Source organism: Ruminococcus flavefaciens ND2009, assembly GCF_000621785.1.
GTDB lineage: Bacteria > Bacillota > Clostridia > Oscillospirales > Ruminococcaceae > Ruminococcus > Ruminococcus flavefaciens_C.
This window is the reverse complement of sequence record NZ_KK211346.1, coordinates 480988-497661: the sequence shown is the minus strand read 5'-3', so window position 1 is coordinate 497661 and position 16674 is coordinate 480988. Positions and strand designations below refer to the sequence as shown.

Here is a 16674-nt window from a genome sequence, read left to right as displayed (position 1 = left end):
CATAGGAGGTTTTTTTGTTAGTGATAATTATGGCTCTGCTTGAGCACCATATCCTTTACCTTCATAAGTGAGGTGGTGGTGCTTCTCTCGTTTTCAGAGAGCTTCATGGTAATGAATTTGATAGTCTCCTCATAATCAGGTATCATTATATGCTCAAGAGCATTTACACGTCTGCGTGTCTTTTCTATTTCGTCTGCCATTAGCTGGCAGGCTTTTTCTATTTCAGCAAGCCTTATCATCTTTGGAAAGACAGCGCTGAGCGCGCTTACTGCACCGTCGAGATCAATAGATGTGAACGCCATACCATAAGAGTATATATCATTGGTGTCATCTGTCCTGAATTTTGTCTTGAATTCGGGGATATATACACTCATTACATTTTTTTCACTGACTTCCAGTTCCACTTCCTGCTTGGGGAGCATCAGCGCAGTTTCAAGTACTTCCTTCTGCATTACAGAGCCTGCAACAGCCATGTATCGGTTTGCTTCGTTTATAGCCTTTTCGACCTCTGTTCGCAGCTGTCGGTTTTCCTTTATTAGTATCATGAACTGTCTCATAAGCTCATCGCGCTTGTCCTTGAGCAGCTTGTGACCTCTTCTTGCGGAGGAGAGCTTCTTTTTCAGCTTGCTGAGTTCCATTCTGGTGGGATTAACATTTAATCTTGCCAATCAGCTCACCTCATTTCTGAGTATCATAGTACTTGACCAGATACTCCTCTCTTATTCTGCGGAGCTCGCTTCTTGGCAGAAGCTTCAGCAACTCCCAGCCAATGGAAAGTGTCTCCTCGATGCTTCTGTTGTTCTCAAAGCCCTGGGAAACATATCTTTTCTCGAATTCATCCGCGAATTTAGCATAAAGCAGGTCTGTAGGCGTCAGAGCTGCCTCACCAAGAACGACCATGAGTTCCTTTGCATCTTTACCTCTTGCATAAGCGGAGAAGAGCTGGTTCATGGTGTCGGAGTGGTCGGCTCTTGTCTTGCCTTCGCCGATACCCTTATCCTTCAGTCGTGAAAGTGATGGCAGAACGTCTACAGGAGGATTGATACCCTTTCTGTAAAGCTCACGGGAGAGGATTATCTGTCCTTCTGTGATATAGCCGGTAAGGTCAGGGATCGGGTGTGTCTTATCGTCCTCAGGCATGGTAAGGATCGGTATCATAGTGATACTTCCCTCTTTGCCGTTCTGACGGCCTGCACGTTCATATATAGTTGCAAGGTCCGTATACATATAACCCGGATAGCCGCGGCGTCCGGGGACTTCCTTACGTGCTGCGGAGACCTCACGAAGAGCATCTGCGTAGTTTGTGATATCGGTGAGGATAACAAGAACGTGCATCCCCTTCTCAAATGCAAGATACTCAGCGGCGGTAAGTGCCATTTTAGGAGTAGCAAGACGCTCAATCGCCGAGTCATTGGCAAGATTTATAAAGAGAACTGTACGGTCAAGAGCTCCCGTACTTCTGAAGCTCTGTACAAAGTACTCAGACTCCTCAAAAGTGATACCCATTGCGGCGAATACAACAGCGAACTGCTCGTCCTTTCCACGTACCTTAGCCTGTCTCGCTATCTGAGCAGCAAGCTGTGCATGAGGAAGTCCGCTGGCAGAGAAAATAGGAAGCTTCTGACCTCTTACAAGAGTGTTGAGTCCGTCTATTGCGGAAACACCGGTCTGTATGAACTCCTGAGGATACTGTCTTGCAACAGGATTCATGGGGAGACCATTTACATCAAGTCTCATCTCCGGGATTATCTCGGGACCGTCATCTATAGGTCTTCCAAGACCGTCAAAAACTCGTCCGAGCATATCCTCGGAAACTCCAAGTTCCATCTGGTGTCCCGAAAAAACTACGCTGCTGTCCTGAAGATTGATACCTGCGGCGTTTTCAAAGAGCTGTACCAGCGCATTGGTGCCGTCTATCTCAAGCACACGGCAGCGGCGCTTTTCACCGTCTTTAAGCCTTATTTCGGCGAGCTCACCGTATGTTACGTTTTCAACGTCCTTTACAAGAAGCAGAGGACCCGCCGCTTCTTCAATGGTTCTGTATTCTCTTGGCATCAGTCTTCCTCCTTGTCGAGCAGATCGTTGAGTTCGGAGGAGATCTCCACCGAGAGCTTGTCGAATTCTGCATCAGTTTTATCTTCTTCTATATATTTAAAACGTCCTATTTTTTCTCTTACTGCAAGGTTTGCAACTTCTTCGATGTCAGCGCCCTTTGCTACTGCGTCAGCTGCCTCATCATTGAAGTTGAGTATGAGCTTCATCATATAGAGCTGCTTTTTCAGGCTTGTATATGTGTCAACTTCGTGGAATGCAAGCTGATGCAGGAAGTCCTCGCGGATAGAACGTGCTGTCTCCATCTTGAGTCTGTCTCTTGGAGAAAGAGCGTCCATACCGACCAGCTTAACTATTTCCTTCAGCTCAGCCTCGTCGTGAAGTATCTCCATAAATCTTGCTCTTGACTTCATCCAGTCCTTTGATACGTTATTATCGTACCAGTTTGCAAGAGAATCTGCGTAGAGCGAATAACTGGTAAGCCAGTTTATAGCGGGAAAATGTCTCTGGTAAGCCAGATTTGCATCAAGTCCCCAGAATACTTTGACGATACGAAGAGTTGCCTGAGAAACAGGCTCGGATATATCACCGCCGGGAGGCGAAACAGCTCCGATAACGGAAAGCGCTCCTTCCCTGCCCTCAGTTCCGTTTGAGATAACTCGTCCTGCACGCTCATAGAACTGGGCAAGACGGCTTCCAAGGTATGCAGGGTAACCTTCATCACCGGGCATTTCCTCAAGACGTCCGGACATCTCACGGAGAGCCTCCGCCCAACGGGAGGTAGAGTCAGCCATAAGAGCAACGGAATAGCCCATATCACGGTAATACTCCGCAATGGTGATACCTGTATAAACAGATGCTTCACGGGCTGCAACAGGCATATCAGAGGTGTTTGCAATAAGCACTGTTCGCTCCATAAGTGACTTTCCTGTGTGCGGGTCAATAAGCTCGGGGAACTCGTTGAGAACGTCTGTCATCTCGTTTCCGCGCTCGCCGCAGCCGATGTAAACGATAATGTCAGCCTCAGCCCATTTTGCAAGCTGATGCTGTGTTACTGTCTTACCGCTTCCGAATGGTCCCGGGATAGCTGCAACGCCGCCCTTAGCTATAGGGAAGAGACAGTCAATAACTCGCTGACCTGTTATCAGAGGCATATCGGGTGAAAGCTTTTTCTTGTAGGGTCTGCCGCGTCTTACCGGCCATTTCTGGATAAGTGAAAGTTCCTTATCGCCCTTGGACGTTTCTACAACGCAGACAATATCATCGGCGTGGAATTCGCCTTCGGATATTGTCTTAACAGTTCCTTCTATACCGTTCGGCACCATTATCTTATGAAGAACTATATCGGTCTCGGGAACAGTTCCGATCACGTCTCCGCCTATGACCTTATCTCCGGCTTTGACTGTGGGAGTAAACTTCCACAGGGGCTCTCTTTTGAGTGAGGGAACTTCAACACCTCTCTGGAGATTATTTCCGCAGACCTTTCTAATATCGTCGAGAGGACGCTGTATACCGTCGAAAATACTTCCGATAAGTCCTGGACCAAGCTCAACGCTCATGGGCTCACCTGTGGACTCAACGCCTTCTCCCGTACCGAGACCTGAGGTCTCCTCATAGACCTGTATTGAAGCACGGTCGCCGTGCATTTCTATAATTTCGCCGATAAGGCGCTTTTCGCTTACTCTTACAACGTCAAACATATTGGCGTCGCGCATACCTTCGGCAACGACCAGCGGTCCTGAAATTTTTACTACTGTACCTTTGCTGTTCATTTATGCAAATCCGCCTCTTTCCTAATTCAGTATATCTGAGCCGACAGCTTTTTCTACCGCCTCATGAAGTGCTCTCATGCCGTCTCCCGTATTGCCTTCGATGGCAGGGATAAGAACTATTGATGGGAGCTTGCTGCTTCTGTATTTTGCTATAGTATCGCTCACCAGAGCAGCTGCGGGCTCTGTGATGTATATCACAGCAAACTCATTAGCCGCAAGCCTTGAAATGAGCTTGGTTATCTTTTCGGGTTCAGTCTCACGGAAAACGGAAAGACCAAGGGCAGCGAAGCCTGATACGCTGGCACTGTCGCCGATCACTGCTGCTTTATACATATAGCTTTCTCATCCTTTCCGTGATAGTTTCCTTGTCTGCGCCGAATTCCTTGCAGACAGAGAGTATCCTGAGATTCTTTATTTCTGCTTCCTTAGCGATGAAGTAGGCAGCAAGAGGCTCTGAGCCGAAAGCCAGCATTCTCGCTGACTCTGCAAGCTCCATGAGCACATCATCACACCATTTTTCATACTTTGCAGCAGATTCTTTCAGAAGAGCTGCTCCGTCGCTGTAAGGCGTAGTCTCAAGGTGCGAGAAAAACTGCTCTGTGCCGGCAAGAGACGCTTTTATAAGTGCATCCTTTTCAAGCTCCTGACTTCCGCATACAGCTGTTTCCATGAACTGGGCTGATTTGCTCAGCAGACAGCATCTGTAGGCAGTCTTTATATCTGCGCAGGCTGTAGTAAGCTGCGCGTATCTCTGCATGAATTCGCTGCCTGAGACAGCTGCGCTGTTCTGCATAGCTTCAAGTGCTGCTTTATCTATGAGAGAGTCCGAGAGCTGACCGTCCAGGGTCCTGGTGACCAGCTCATAAGCCTCGGAAGCAGTATTGCGCATATATTCGGGAAGTCCGCCCGGATCCTTGGTGTTTATAGCTTCAGTCAGTTCCTTTAGCCCGACATTTGAAGGAGCTATATAATACTGCTCGGGTTCTCTGTTAGAGATTATCGCCTTGAGCACAGCCTTCAGATTATGAAAATCGTTTCTGTAGAGAAGTATCTCAAGCTCCTTACAGTCAGGAGCGTATTCCATAAGCATCGACCAGACATCAGCAAGATCCTCGGACTTTGCAGCACCGCTCTTTGAAGCAGTTATAGAACTCATTTCGGTCTTATTTCTGGCATTTATAAGCTGTTCAATGTCGCTTTTGCTAAGGAGAGTGTTTTCCATAGCTCTGACAGCTCCGACAGCATTTGCGTATTTTGTTCCGTTCATGCTATCACCTACCTGAACAGTATCCTTGCGGCTGTGTCTCTTATATCTTCCTTTTCAGCTTCTATCATTGCGCGGAAGCAGCAATTCTCAGAGATAAGCCCATAGCTGAGTATGAAGCCGTCTTCAATATCAGCAGGCTCATTGGAAAGTTCTATTCCGCCGCTCTTGGCTGAAAGCTCGCTCAGCTTCTGTTCAAAATCAGCAGGAACACGCTTGAGATCAGCTTCACTGAGAGCGAGTACACCCTTTCCCTGCTGGGTATGACGACTGATAAGTCTTAACAGCAGTTCAAAGTATTCCTTGTCGGGAAGAGTTTTAAGCTTGCTGATCGTCTTTTCGATAGCAGCATCGATCATCTCTACCTTGCAGGCGAGAATTTTGCGTTTCATTGAAGCATCTACTGAAGCACAGGAATTTTCAAAGTCTTTTTCAGCCTGAGCCTTTGCGATCCTGAGGTGGTCTTCATAAGCTTTCCTTGCCTTTTCATCGCCCTCTGCTTTTATTGCAGCTGCTTTGCTTTCGGCAGACTTTATAATGGTTTCTTCAGTCTGTTTCTGCTGCTGTTCAATGAGAGTTAAGATCTCGTCAAGTCCTGACATAATCCTACCTCCATTATACAGCGATATTCAGTATCATAAGGACTGATATGAGAAGTGCGAGGATAGCGTATGTCTCGACCATTGCAGCCATGATGATAGCCTTTCCGTTGTGGTCGGGCTTCTTTGCTGTGATGCTGACACCTGCGGCTGCTGTTCTTCCCTGCATGATTCCTGATATAAGACCAACAACTGCGATAGGGAGTGATGCTGCAAGGAATCCCAGACCCTGCTGAAGTGTAAGAGCCTCAGCACCGCTGCCGAGAACACCTGTGCGGAGAAGAATGAACATAGCTGCGATAAGTCCGTAAAGTCCCTGTGTACCGGGAAGGAGCTCAAGCAGGAGCACCTTGCTGAACTTTGAAGGATCTACAGAAACAACGCCTGCAGCCGCCTCACCTACAAGGCTTACGCCCTTTGCTGAACCTATACCTGCTAAAAGTGCTGCAAGTGCAGCTCCTATAATTGCTAATACTAATCCGTTAGTCATTTGTATTTTCCTCCTTGAATTTTATATACTTTGTATTTACTGCCAGCGGAGCGAATTCCCTTCCGCCGCCGGTGTAGAATTTGCTGAAAAGCTCGACGAACTGCAATCTGTCTGTATGAACATATGCACCAAGCAGATTGATCGCGAGGTTCGCGACGTGTCCGACAACAAATACGATCACCAGAAGTATGAGTTTTATGACCTTGTTCTCGGGCATAGTACCGATAAGGTTTATAACGCTTGCGATACTTCCCGTTGCAAGTCCGAGCGCCAGAAGTCTCGAATATGAAAGTATGTCACCAAGATATCCTGTTGCGGTGTTGTATAATGCATAAAGACCGCCGAAGAACTTTCCGAATACTGATTTGGACGTTCTTCCCGCTGTCAGCACAAGCATTATGACTCCTGCAATAAGCATATAGGTACCTGTCTTAGTAAGTACAGGCGGTACAGATATGAACATTCCTGCACCGATAGGAGCTACACCGAGAACTATCAGATATATAGGCAGCGCGTCGAAAACGGCGTCCAGTTTCTTGCCTGTATCCCAGGTCATCTTGAATGCCACGGCAACACCGAGGAAAAGATGAAGGATTCCCAGCCCGAAGGACACAAGAAGCAATTTTACCGGATCAGTCAGCGGCTCAAACCAGAGCGCTATACTGCCGATCTCTTTCCCGAAGAATTCACGTGAAACGACCTGTACAATATCACCGAACCAGCTTCCGAACAAGGCTCCCCAGAATACTGTGGAAATGCCGCAGTTGCGGAACATGGTCAGTGTTTTTTTCATACTGGTCTCAAGCTTGAATTTTTTCAGAGCTATCGTTGTACCTATGACCATAAGAAGTCCGTAGCCTGCGTCAGATAGCATCATTCCGAAGAACAGATAGTAGAAGAACGACATTACGGGCGTCGGGTCTACATCTCCCTTTGCAGGCAGTGCGTACATCTTTGTTATGCCCTCAACAGGAGCGGAAAATCTGCTGTTTTCAAGTAATACGGGTACATCCTCGTCGTCGCCTGGATCAGTAAAGGTTATTGAAGCTGTATACTTCGCTTCTATCTCCTTCTTCAGTGATTCGGCATATTTTTCGGGGATATAGCCTGTGAGGACAAATGTAGTCTCAGTAAATCCGAGACCGCTCAGTGCGTCATACTTCTCCTTCCTCATCTGGAGATAGTCGATGACGAACTGGAGCTGTTTGCGGTTTTCTGCCAGCTTTTCAATATTTGCCTTTGCTTCCTCCGACTTCTCCTCAAGCTTCTCTATCTCCTGCTTATGGAGGTCATAAAGCTCAGAGGGCGTTTTATTGTCGGTCTCGGATATTGTAACAAAGGTTAGCTTACGAAGGATACTTTCAGCTTCCTCATAGTTTTCCTTGCTGCAAAGAATAAACAGGTTCGTCTGTTCCTTTGAGCCGCTGATGATCTCAACGCTGCACATATCGGGCAGCTGCGCTTCAAGCTCCTCAGCGGAGATCTGATACGGAAGCGTACCTATGAAGGCAGATGTTGTCGCAGTTCCCCTGAAGTTGAGCGGAACATCGAGAGGCAGCCATCTGTCCAGCATATCACACTTTATCTCAAGCTGAGATACTGCCGCAGCAGACTCATTTATGAGCTTCTGATTACGTATGATGTCATTGGCAGCGCCCATAACCTTTTCCATCTGCATGGCTTCCCTGCCGAAATCGTGCTTTTCGACCTCGGTCTTGCCGCTGAACATATCGGCAATGCTTGCCTTTTCAGGAGCATGAGTATCGATTATCTCAAGCGCCTGAGCAGCAGTGCTTCGGAACTTTTCAAATTCCCCAACTACAGCCGTTACATTTGTATTTTCCAGCTCCTCATCGGTATTCTGAGAAATTTCGACTACTCCTCTTCTTTGCAGAAGCTCTATGATCTTTTTACTGTCGGTAAGCATAGCAATAAGCTCGATCTTTTTCATTCTGAGCTTCGCCATATTTTACATCACTCTCCTTTCAGGAACAAACATCAGAAAAACCTGCTGATTATCTCAGCAACTGCTTTATCGGTATTTGCGCCTGCAAGTTTTTTTATTTCGCCTATCTTTTCATCGCACTCAGCCGCCGCCTTTTTGCGGTAGCTTTCGAGCTTTGAATCGTAAGACTGTCTTAGCTTTGATGCTTCGGAAGTAGCTTCACTTATTTTCTTCTGAATAGCAAGCGAGGAACTTCCCGAGGCAGAACTGATTATGTCCTCGCGCTGACGTCTTGCTTCGGCATTTTTCTTGTCCGAGAGTGCTTCGGCTTCGAGGATCTTTTTTACAGCTTCCGATGCCATTTCAATACCTCCTCTAAAAATGACCAACAGTCATTCAGTGATTTTAGTATAACACTTATTAATTTGATAGTCAATAGATTTTTTGTTAATAAACTCTAACAAAAAACAGAAAGGGAGCTAACCCTACAGACAGCTCCCTAATCAGATTATTCAAATCACATTTATTATTATACCTTTTTTTGAATAAAAAGTCAATAAAAAATCCTATGTTTTTTTGTGTTTTTTCAGGTTTTATACACCAAATATCTCGAAAACCTCATCTTTAAGAGAAATGGAGTTATAACTTCCTTTTTCAAGCGAGTTATCCTTCTGCTTTATGTATGAGTTAAGGATAGCGCGGCTCATATTCGTTATGTCGCTGCGCTTCACCGCTTCCTCAGGTGTGAGCAGCAGTACTTCACTGTTTTCATAGCCATCGGACTTAGGCTCGCCCGAAATGTATTTCAGCCTGAAAACGATTATCCATTGCTCTTTTCTGAACTGAACCGCAAATACTGATTCTGCTTCGGAATCAACGCCAGTTTCTTCCATAAGCTCACGTTTTACGGCTTCGGAAGGGAGCTCCCCTTCCTTGACATATCCGCCGGGAATAAGTATCCTCTCTTTAGCTGCACCATAAGTGTGCCTGACAAAGAGTATCCTGCCATCTATGTCAAGTATTCCGCATACAGCGTAATAGCGATTACTCATCGTCTTCCTTCTTTACAACTGTGATACCGAGGACATCAAGGCTCTCGTCGTCAACAGTTGAAGGACACTCAGACATAAGCTCACTTGCATTCTGAACCTTCGGGAATGCTGTTACATCACGGAGACTGTCAGCCTTGCACATTATCATTGCGATACGGTCAAGACCGATACCCATACCACCGTGAGGCGGTGCACCGTATCTGTAAGCGTCAACAAGGAAGCCGAATTTTGCCTGTATTTCTTCATCAGTCATGCCAAGCGCTTCAAACATTTTCTGCTGAAGCTCAAAATCGGTTATACGCATTGATCCACTTGAAAGCTCTGTACCGTTAAGTACCAGATCCCACGCCTTTGCGCGGACATTTGCGGGGTCTGTATCGAGATACTCAAGGCACTCCTCCATAGGCATTGTGAAGGGATGATGTGCTGCTACCCAGGTGTTGTTTTCATCGTCGTGCTCAAAGAATGGCATTTCTGTTATCCAGAGGAAGTTATACTGATCTTCGGGAATAACGTCCAGCTTCTTTGCACAGATAAGTCTTATTGCACCGAGTGTAGCAAGAACAGTTTTGGTCTTGTCAGCGCAGATAAGGACCAGATCACCCTCATGTGCGTCAACTGCCGTGCAGATCTTTTCAAGCTCTCCGTCAGCCAGGAATTTTTTGAATGAGCAGTTAGGTTCATCCGCCCAGCGAATATAAGCAAGTCCCTTTGCGCCGATGCCCTTTGCGTGCTCAACAAGCTTGTCAATCTCCTTGCGGGTGTAAACAGAAGCACCGTTCTTTACGTTTATCGCACGTACAGAGCCGCCGTCTTCGATTGCATTCTTAAATACTACGAAATCTATATCCTTGACAGTATCTGTTATATCCTGGATCTCAAATCCGAAACGAGTATCAGGCTTGTCAGAACCGTAGCGGTTCATAGCGTCCGCAAATGTCAGACGAGGAAGCGGCGTAGGAATATCAACACCGAGAACTTCCTTGAAAAGGCGCTGGATATAGCCTTCAACACACTGCTGAATATCATCAGCGTCCACGAAAGACATTTCAAGATCCACCTGTGTGAACTCAGGCTGTCTGTCTGCTCTCAGATCCTCATCGCGGAAGCAGCGTGCAAGCTGGATATAGCGGTCAAAGCCCGCTACCATAAGAAGCTGCTTATAGATCTGAGGAGACTGAGGAAGTGCATAGAATTTGCCCTGATGTACTCTTGATGGGATAAGGTAGTCTCTTGCTCCCTCGGGAGTAGACTTCATCATCATAGGAGTTTCTATTTCGAGGAATCCGTTCTCATAGAAGTATTCGCGGGTAACCTTTGCGATCTGATGGCGTTTGATGATGTTCTCCTGGAGAGGAGCACGTCTCAGGTCAAGGTAACGGTACTTCAGACGAAGCTCATCATTTACCTTTGTCTCGTCGGTGATCTCAAAAGGTGTTGTCTGAGCCTTTGCAAGTATCCTGAGGTCGGTTACAAAGATCTCAACATGACCTGTCTTGAGCTTGTCGTTTTTGCTCTCACGCTCACGGACTTCGCCCTTTGCCATGAGAACATATTCACTTCTGCATGATGCAGCCTTTTCAAAAAGCTCCTTGTCGGTCTCATCATTGAAGAGAAGCTGAACAACGCCTGTTCTGTCGCGGAGAACTATAAAGATAACTCCGCCCTTGTTTCTTATTCTGTCAACGAAGCCGCCGACTACTACTTCCTTGCCGATCTCAGTGACCTCTCCGCAGTAGTGTGTGCGCTTCAGTCCTTTCATACTGTCTGCCATTTTACTTATCCTCCCCTGTGAATGCGAACATAGAATGATTTTCCTCGTCTATGACATCGAGTACCTTGTTGAAATACTCGTTTTCAAAATTTGCAGTGAATTTTTCGTTGAGAAGCATTTCCTTCTCCTCGCCGCTCTCCATTTCCTTGAGGCGGGCTTTTCCTTCATTGAGCTCATTATCGCCGATGACCATAGTATATACCGCGCCTATCTTGTTGGCGTACTTCATCTGAGCCTTTATTCCTCTGCCCATGAGGTCATATTCAGCACGATAGCCGAATTCACGGAGATCCTTTACCAGTTCCATAGCCTTTTCAAGAGCAGCATCGCCCATTGTAGCGAAGTAAATGTCACACTTCTTCGGAGCAAGGTAATCGCATTGCTGCTTGTCCATAACAAGAAGGAGTCGCTCGATGCCCATACCGAAGCCGAGAGCGGGAGTAGGCTGTCCGCCTAACTGTTCAATAAGTCCGTCATAGCGTCCGCCGCCGCAGACTGTTCCCTGAGCTCCGATTTCAGTTGTTATGAACTCAAAAACAGTTTTGGTGTAGTAATCAAGTCCGCGCACGATCTTGGGGTCAACGATATAGGAGATCTTAGCATTATCCAGGTACTTTTTCAGCTTAGCGAAGTGGTCGCTGCACTCCTCACAGAGATAATCGAGAATAACCGGAGCATCCTTGGCTATTTCGCGATCCTCAGGGCTCTTGCAGTCGAGAAGTCTCATAGGATTCTTTACGAGACGCTCCTTGCAGGTGTCACAGAGCTCGTCCTTGCGGGGCTCAAAATAAGCCCTCAGAGCTTCATGATACTTGGCACGGCAGGCAGGACAGCCGATAGAGTTGATGTGGAGCTCTATCTTCTTCAGACCGAGTCTGTCAAGAATATTCTTAGCAAGACTTATGACCTCAGCGTCTGCCGCAGGTGATGAGCTTCCTGCCATTTCCAGTCCGAACTGGTGAAATTCACGAAGTCTGCCGGCCTGGGGCCTTTCATGACGGAAGCATGAAATGATGTAGAATATCCTCTGGGGCATAGCCTCGTTGAGGAGTCCGTTCTGGAGCATTGCGCGGATAGCACCTGCTGTTCCCTCGGGGCGGAGCGTGAATTCGGTCTCCTTCGCCTTTACTGTATACATCTCCTTCTGAACGACGTCGGTAGTTTCGCCGACAGAACGCAGAAAGAGATCTGTATTCTCAAAAGTTGGGAAACGCAGCTCACCGAAGCCGTAGCTCTCAGCAGTTTCACGTGCTATCTTCTCAATTGTATACCACTTATGGATATCCTTTGGAAGAACGTCTTCGGTACCGTTAGGGCGTTTGATATTAATAGCCATATATTTCAAGCCTTTCCTTGTGTGTTTTAACATGAAAATTGTCCCTTGATGAAGGGACAATTAAATATCAGATGCTCGGATTACCGACCTCACGCCAATCAAGGTCTCCTCTTTCAAGGGCGAGTATCAGCGCTTCAGCGGTAGCGATATTTGTTGCAACAGGAACGTTATGAACGTCACAGAGTCTCAGGAGGTTCATACCGTGAACATCTGCTGCCTTAGGATTGATAGGATCTCTGAAGAAAAGGAGGACATCGACCTCGTTGCACGAAAGAAGTGCAAGGATCTGTTCTGCTCCGCCCTGTCCGCTGAGATATCTCTTTATCGGGAGTCCCGTAGCTTCGCTTACCTGCTTGCCGGTAGTATTTGTAGCGATCAGAGTATGCTTTGATAATATTCCGCAGTAAGCGCTGCAGAACTGAACCATAAGTTCCTTTTTAGCGTCATGCGCAATAATTGCGATCTTCATATATATGTCCTTTCCCCGCAAAGCGGTAAATTATACTTTTATACAGTCTTAACTGTAAGCGGAACGAACTCTCCGCCGAGACGCTTTGAGATAGCATCGAATGCTCTGAGAGCCTCGCTGTCTGTAGGGATCGGAGTTCCCTTTCCGGTAGCAACAGTCATCTTGAAGTCATCAGGGATAACGCCGATTAGCTGAACGCCGACCTTATCGATGATCTCGTCGAGGTTAGTGATGAGCTCACTTCCGATGATCTTTTTGCTGATCTTGTTTATGATAAGACGCTGGCTCTTGTTGCCTCTGTTATAGAATTCATCAGACATGAGGCTCGCGTCTCTAATGCAGACTGGATCGGGGGTAGATATTACGAGTATCAGGTTTGCCTGCTCAACAATATCAAAAACGTGAGAATTAATACCCGCACCTGTATCGATGATGATGTATTCAAAGTATTTCTTTACCGAACGGCAGATCTCAACTATCTGGTCGGCGTCAACTGCGGTCAGAGTCTTAGGTGCACAAAGGATATTCAGATTTGAAGCCATAGGAATCTGAGCAACAGCCTCCAGAGCGGTCTTCTTGCCGCTGAGAACGTCTCCCAGGTCATACTTGATATTATCCTCAACTCCGAAAATGATATCGAGACATCTGAGACCGAAGTCCAGTTCAATAATGAGTGTCCTGTGCCCCTGCTTTGCAAGAGTGTAACCAAGACCAGCACAGACGGTAGACTTTCCGGTACCGCCCTTTCCTGAGGTAATAGCAATAATTTTAGACATTTCGTTTCCTTTCCGATATCCGCAAGCCAAAGCAGTTTTGCTGCATAAACGGCACCGGACTCTGATAATTATTAATAATAATAATCCTACTGTACATTATAACACATAATTACCTAAATGTCAAAGAACTTTTTGAAACAAAAGATAAAATTGTGCAAATATGCTTTTTTTTAGGCTTACAATTGTAGAATTCTCACAAAGAATTCTTCAGTTCAGCCATGATTTTATTTACGGTCTTTTCTATGTTGCAGCCATTCTCATCAATGATGACATCGGCATACTTTTCATAGAGTGGTACCCTCTCTTTATATAATGCACTCAGAGACTGACCCTTGCGGATAACAACTCCCCTGTTTTTTATGTTGCCCAGACGGTATTTAAGCTTATTGTAGTCGAGCTTAAGGTACACAACAACGCTGTCTTTTGAGAGGTTAGCCATTGCGTCCTTGCCGTAGACAACGCTTCCGCCTGTTGCTATAACAGATCTTTCGGCAGAAAACCTGCTGAGTATCCTGTTTTCTGTGTCTATAAAGCCATCTATCCCCTTCTGCGAGATGATGTCTTTCAGAAGCATTTTTTCTTTATTTTGTATGACAAGATCGGTGTCCACGAAGCTGTATCCGAGTATTTTCGCAAGAATAACGCCTACTGTGCTTTTACCGACTCCGGGCATACCTATAAGTATAATATTTTTATGCACTTTATACTCTCCAGCATATTTGATATATTATTATTTTAACTCACATTGTGCAAAATGTCAATAGATAATTCAGCCATATATTGCGATATTATTTTTTTATATACTGATTATTGACAAAATTGAGCTTATGTGATAACATATTTTCACAAGGAGTGGTCATATGAGCAGAAGCCCATTCGCATTTTCCTGCGATAATAAGCGCTATCACACGCTTAATTATTATAACAGAGTCAAATTCGGAGAAAAAATATATAAGGCAGTTATAGACTGCGGTTTTACCTGTCCCAACATAGACGGTACAAAAGGCAGCGGAGGCTGTATTTTCTGTGACGGCGGCAGCGGTTATTTTACTCATTCAGATACGGACATTACAGGTCAGCTTGAGCTTGAGCATAAACGAATAACACGCAAATACGGTGAAGGCGCTCGGTTTATAGCCTATTTTCAAGCAAACACCAACACTTACGCTCCGGTTGACACGCTCAGAGAGCACTTTGAGACTGCTATTTCCTTTCCTGATGTATGTGGAATTTCAATCGGTACACGAGGAGACTGCCTTTCTGATGATGTTATTGAGCTTCTCAAGGGAATAAACCAACGTACAGTCCTGACGGTTGAGCTTGGAATGCAGTCATGCCATAACTCAACGATAAATTTGATCAACAGGTGCTGCACCCACGAAGAGTTTCTTGAGGGCTACTATAGGCTGAAAAGTGCTGGTATTCGTATATGTCTGCATATCATAAACGGACTTCCGTTTGAAAATGAAGAGATGATGCTGGAAACAGCTGAAGAACTGGCAAGGCTTGATCCCGAAGCGGTAAAAATACAAATGCTCCATGTGATCAGAGGCACAGAGCTTGAAAAATGGTTTGCCGGCGACAAATTCCATCTTCTTGGACGAGAAGAATATATCGATATTGTTGTGAAGCAGCTGGAGCTCATTCCGCCCGGTACAGTCGTTGAGCGCATTACAGGCGACGGCGACAAACGCAAGCTTATAGCACCGGACTGGACAAGAGACAAGATAGCCGTTCTCGGTGGCATCGACAAAAGACTTGCCGAACTCGATACCTGGCAGGGCAGACTATATAAATAATATAACGGGCAGAGTTTTTCTCTGCCCGCTGTTTTTATATATCGTTTCTGATAATGTCATCAAGAGTTTCTCTCTTGACTGCAATACGCGATCTACCTTCGTTTACGAATACTACCGCAGGCTTCTGGAGTCTGTTGTAGTTTGAAGACATAGAGTAATTATAAGCGCCTGTTGCACAAACCGCGATAATATCGCCCGATTCAGCGTGCTGGAGGGGCATATTCTCACCGATAAGGTCTCCGCTTTCGCAGCATTTTCCTGCGATAGTCACCTTTTCTGTCTTTTCCTGATCTGCCTTGTTAGCGACTATTGCTGTATATTCCGAGCCATAGAGGATATATCTCGGACTGTCAGCCATACCTCCGTCAACGGAAATATATGTCCTTATATCGGGGATCTCTTTTCGTGCGCCTACAGTGTAAAGTGTAATACCGGCAGGAGCGGCTATAGAGCGTCCGGGCTCGATAAACATTCTGGGAAGCTTTATACCAAGGTTCTCACACTCGCTCTTTACTACCTGAGATACTCTTTCGAGGTATGTCTCGAAAGGCGAGGGATCGTCCTTGTCTGTATACATTATGCCAAAACCGCCGCCAAGATTTAGTCCTTCGATCTCATATCCGAGCTCGTTCCTGATCTTTGCAATAAAGCCGAGCATTACCTTTGCAGCTTCCTCAAAAGGAGCAATATCGAATATCTGTGACCCGATATGGCAGTGGAGTCCGTAAAGATTTACATTTTTGCAGCTCACTGCTTCCTTGACAGCTTCAAAAGCCTCACCTGTTTCAAGTGCGAAACCGAATTTGCTGTCGATCTGACCTGTCTTTACGAAGTCATGGGTATGTGCGTCGATTCCCGGCTTTATTCTGAACATTATGTTGGGACGAACACCGAGATCCTCTGCTATTTTTTCAAGTCTGTGAAGCTCGCTTATATTGTCAACGATAATATGTCCGACCTTATTCTGTACTGCGAAGCGAAGCTCCTCATCGGTTTTGTTATTGCCGTGGAAGCCTACTTTTTCCATGGGGAAACCCGCTTTCAGAGCGGTGTAGAGCTCTCCGATGGAAACTGCGTCAAGTCCGTCGCCCTCACTGGCTACTATCCTGCACATCTCCATGCAGGAAAAAGCCTTGCTTGCGTAATGCACCTCACCCTGACCGTTGTAATACTTATTCATGCTGTCGTGAAAACGGCGAAGGCTTTTTCTTATCATCTGCTCGTCCATGACATAGAGCGGTGTACCGTATTCTTTTACAAGTTCAACGGTGTCTGCTCCGCCGATGGTGAGATGTCCCTCTGAGGTGACATTGAGATTTTCGGATACAAACATTTTTAACATCCTT

17 protein-coding genes are annotated in these 16674 nt (G+C 46.1%); 1 reads left to right on the top strand and 16 read right to left on the bottom strand.

What is annotated here, in order from left to right; genetic code table 11:
* Positions 1-17 precede the first annotated feature (17 nt).
* From T488_RS0109080 to T488_RS0109010, 15 genes are all read right to left on the bottom strand, one after another.
* On the bottom strand, positions 18-668 hold the full coding sequence (locus T488_RS0109080) for a V-type ATP synthase subunit D (RefSeq protein WP_028520514.1): 651 nt from the start codon (positions 666-668) through the stop codon (positions 18-20).
* 10 nt (positions 669-678) lie between these two features.
* A complete protein-coding gene (locus T488_RS0109075; RefSeq protein ID WP_028520513.1) occupies positions 679-2055 on the bottom strand; it encodes a V-type ATP synthase subunit B in 1377 nt (458 codons plus the stop codon).
* On the bottom strand, positions 2055-3824 hold the full coding sequence (locus T488_RS0109070; RefSeq protein ID WP_028520512.1) for a V-type ATP synthase subunit A: 1770 nt from the start codon (positions 3822-3824) through the stop codon (positions 2055-2057). Before T488_RS0109070 ends, T488_RS0109075 begins: the two co-directional genes overlap by 1 nt.
* 21 nt (positions 3825-3845) lie before the next feature.
* Positions 3846-4157: a V-type ATP synthase subunit F gene (locus tag T488_RS0109065; RefSeq protein WP_028520511.1), complete on the bottom strand. Its 312-nt coding sequence runs from the start codon at positions 4155-4157 to the stop codon at positions 3846-3848.
* On the bottom strand, positions 4150-5091 hold the full coding sequence (locus T488_RS0109060) for a V-type ATPase subunit (protein WP_028520510.1): 942 nt from the start codon (positions 5089-5091) through the stop codon (positions 4150-4152). Before T488_RS0109060 ends, T488_RS0109065 begins: the two co-directional genes overlap by 8 nt.
* 8 nt (positions 5092-5099) lie before the next feature.
* Positions 5100-5690: a V-type ATP synthase subunit E gene (locus tag T488_RS0109055; protein ID WP_028520509.1), complete on the bottom strand. Its 591-nt coding sequence runs from the start codon at positions 5688-5690 to the stop codon at positions 5100-5102.
* Positions 5691-5703: 13 nt separating this feature from the next.
* Entirely contained in the window at positions 5704-6177 is a 474-nt protein-coding gene (locus T488_RS0109050; RefSeq protein ID WP_028520508.1) for a V-type ATP synthase subunit K, read from the bottom strand.
* On the bottom strand, positions 6170-8143 hold the full coding sequence (locus T488_RS0109045) for a V-type ATP synthase subunit I (protein ID WP_028520507.1): 1974 nt from the start codon (positions 8141-8143) through the stop codon (positions 6170-6172). Before T488_RS0109045 ends, T488_RS0109050 begins: the two co-directional genes overlap by 8 nt.
* A 32-nt stretch (positions 8144-8175) precedes the next feature.
* Positions 8176-8484 (bottom strand): hypothetical protein, encoded by a 309-nt coding sequence (locus T488_RS0109040; RefSeq protein WP_028520506.1) that lies wholly within the window; start codon positions 8482-8484, stop codon positions 8176-8178.
* 231 nt (positions 8485-8715) lie between these two features.
* Positions 8716-9174, bottom strand: coding sequence for an NUDIX domain-containing protein (locus tag T488_RS0109035; protein WP_028520505.1), 459 nt, complete (start codon positions 9172-9174; stop codon positions 8716-8718).
* Positions 9167-10948: an aspartate--tRNA ligase gene (aspS, locus tag T488_RS0109030; RefSeq protein WP_028520504.1), complete on the bottom strand. Its 1782-nt coding sequence runs from the start codon at positions 10946-10948 to the stop codon at positions 9167-9169. Before aspS ends, T488_RS0109035 begins: the two co-directional genes overlap by 8 nt.
* Before the next feature lies 1 nt (position 10949).
* On the bottom strand, positions 10950-12284 hold the full coding sequence (gene hisS, locus T488_RS17500; RefSeq protein ID WP_037297633.1) for a histidine--tRNA ligase: 1335 nt from the start codon (positions 12282-12284) through the stop codon (positions 10950-10952).
* A gap of 67 nt (positions 12285-12351) precedes the next feature.
* Positions 12352-12753: a methylglyoxal synthase gene (locus T488_RS0109020; RefSeq protein ID WP_009984662.1), complete on the bottom strand. Its 402-nt coding sequence runs from the start codon at positions 12751-12753 to the stop codon at positions 12352-12354.
* Between the two features lie 38 nt (positions 12754-12791).
* Positions 12792-13529, bottom strand: coding sequence for an AAA family ATPase (locus T488_RS0109015; RefSeq protein ID WP_028520503.1), 738 nt, complete (start codon positions 13527-13529; stop codon positions 12792-12794).
* A 193-nt stretch (positions 13530-13722) separates the two neighbouring features.
* Positions 13723-14229: a shikimate kinase gene (locus tag T488_RS0109010; protein WP_028520502.1), complete on the bottom strand. Its 507-nt coding sequence runs from the start codon at positions 14227-14229 to the stop codon at positions 13723-13725.
* A 160-nt stretch (positions 14230-14389) separates the two neighbouring features.
* On the opposite strand from T488_RS0109010, the gene T488_RS0109005 reads away from it, so the two are divergent.
* Positions 14390-15328 carry a TIGR01212 family radical SAM protein gene (locus T488_RS0109005; RefSeq protein ID WP_028520501.1) on the top strand — a complete coding sequence of 313 codons (939 nt, stop codon included), beginning with the start codon at positions 14390-14392 and terminating at the stop codon, positions 15326-15328.
* 34 nt (positions 15329-15362) lie between these two features.
* Here T488_RS0109005 and lysA read toward each other — a convergent pair whose 3' ends face one another.
* Positions 15363-16661 carry a diaminopimelate decarboxylase gene (gene lysA, locus T488_RS0109000; protein ID WP_028520500.1) on the bottom strand — a complete coding sequence of 433 codons (1299 nt, stop codon included), beginning with the start codon at positions 16659-16661 and terminating at the stop codon, positions 15363-15365.
* Between the last annotated feature and the right edge of the window lie 13 nt (positions 16662-16674).

Bases quoted from the DNA above. Each gene is read 5' to 3' on its own strand.
- T488_RS0109075 (WP_028520513.1), bottom strand. From the start codon at position 2,055: ATGCCAAGAGAATACAGAACCATTGAAGAAGCGGCGGGTCCTCTGCTT.
- T488_RS0109070 (WP_028520512.1), bottom strand. From the start codon at position 3,824: ATGAACAGCAAAGGTACAGTAGTAAAAATTTCAGGACCGCTGGTCGTT.
- T488_RS0109065 (WP_028520511.1), bottom strand. From the start codon at position 4,157: ATGTATAAAGCAGCAGTGATCGGCGACAGTGCCAGCGTATCAGGCTTC.
- T488_RS0109060 (WP_028520510.1), bottom strand. From the start codon at position 5,091: ATGAACGGAACAAAATACGCAAATGCTGTCGGAGCTGTCAGAGCTATG.
- T488_RS0109055 (WP_028520509.1), bottom strand. From the start codon at position 5,690: ATGTCAGGACTTGACGAGATCTTAACTCTCATTGAACAGCAGCAGAAA.
- T488_RS0109050 (WP_028520508.1), bottom strand. From the start codon at position 6,177: ATGACTAACGGATTAGTATTAGCAATTATAGGAGCTGCACTTGCAGCA.
- T488_RS0109045 (WP_028520507.1), bottom strand. From the start codon at position 8,143: ATGGCGAAGCTCAGAATGAAAAAGATCGAGCTTATTGCTATGCTTACC.
- T488_RS0109040 (WP_028520506.1), bottom strand. From the start codon at position 8,484: ATGGCATCGGAAGCTGTAAAAAAGATCCTCGAAGCCGAAGCACTCTCG.
- T488_RS0109035 (WP_028520505.1), bottom strand. From the start codon at position 9,174: ATGAGTAATCGCTATTACGCTGTATGCGGAATACTTGACATAGATGGC.
- aspS (WP_028520504.1), bottom strand. From the start codon at position 10,948: ATGGCAGACAGTATGAAAGGACTGAAGCGCACACACTACTGCGGAGAG.
- hisS (WP_037297633.1), bottom strand. From the start codon at position 12,284: ATGGCTATTAATATCAAACGCCCTAACGGTACCGAAGACGTTCTTCCA.
- T488_RS0109020 (WP_009984662.1), bottom strand. From the start codon at position 12,753: ATGAAGATCGCAATTATTGCGCATGACGCTAAAAAGGAACTTATGGTT.
- T488_RS0109015 (WP_028520503.1), bottom strand. From the start codon at position 13,529: ATGTCTAAAATTATTGCTATTACCTCAGGAAAGGGCGGTACCGGAAAG.
- T488_RS0109005 (WP_028520501.1), top strand. From the start codon at position 14,390: ATGAGCAGAAGCCCATTCGCATTTTCCTGCGATAATAAGCGCTATCAC.
- lysA (WP_028520500.1), bottom strand. From the start codon at position 16,661: ATGTTTGTATCCGAAAATCTCAATGTCACCTCAGAGGGACATCTCACC.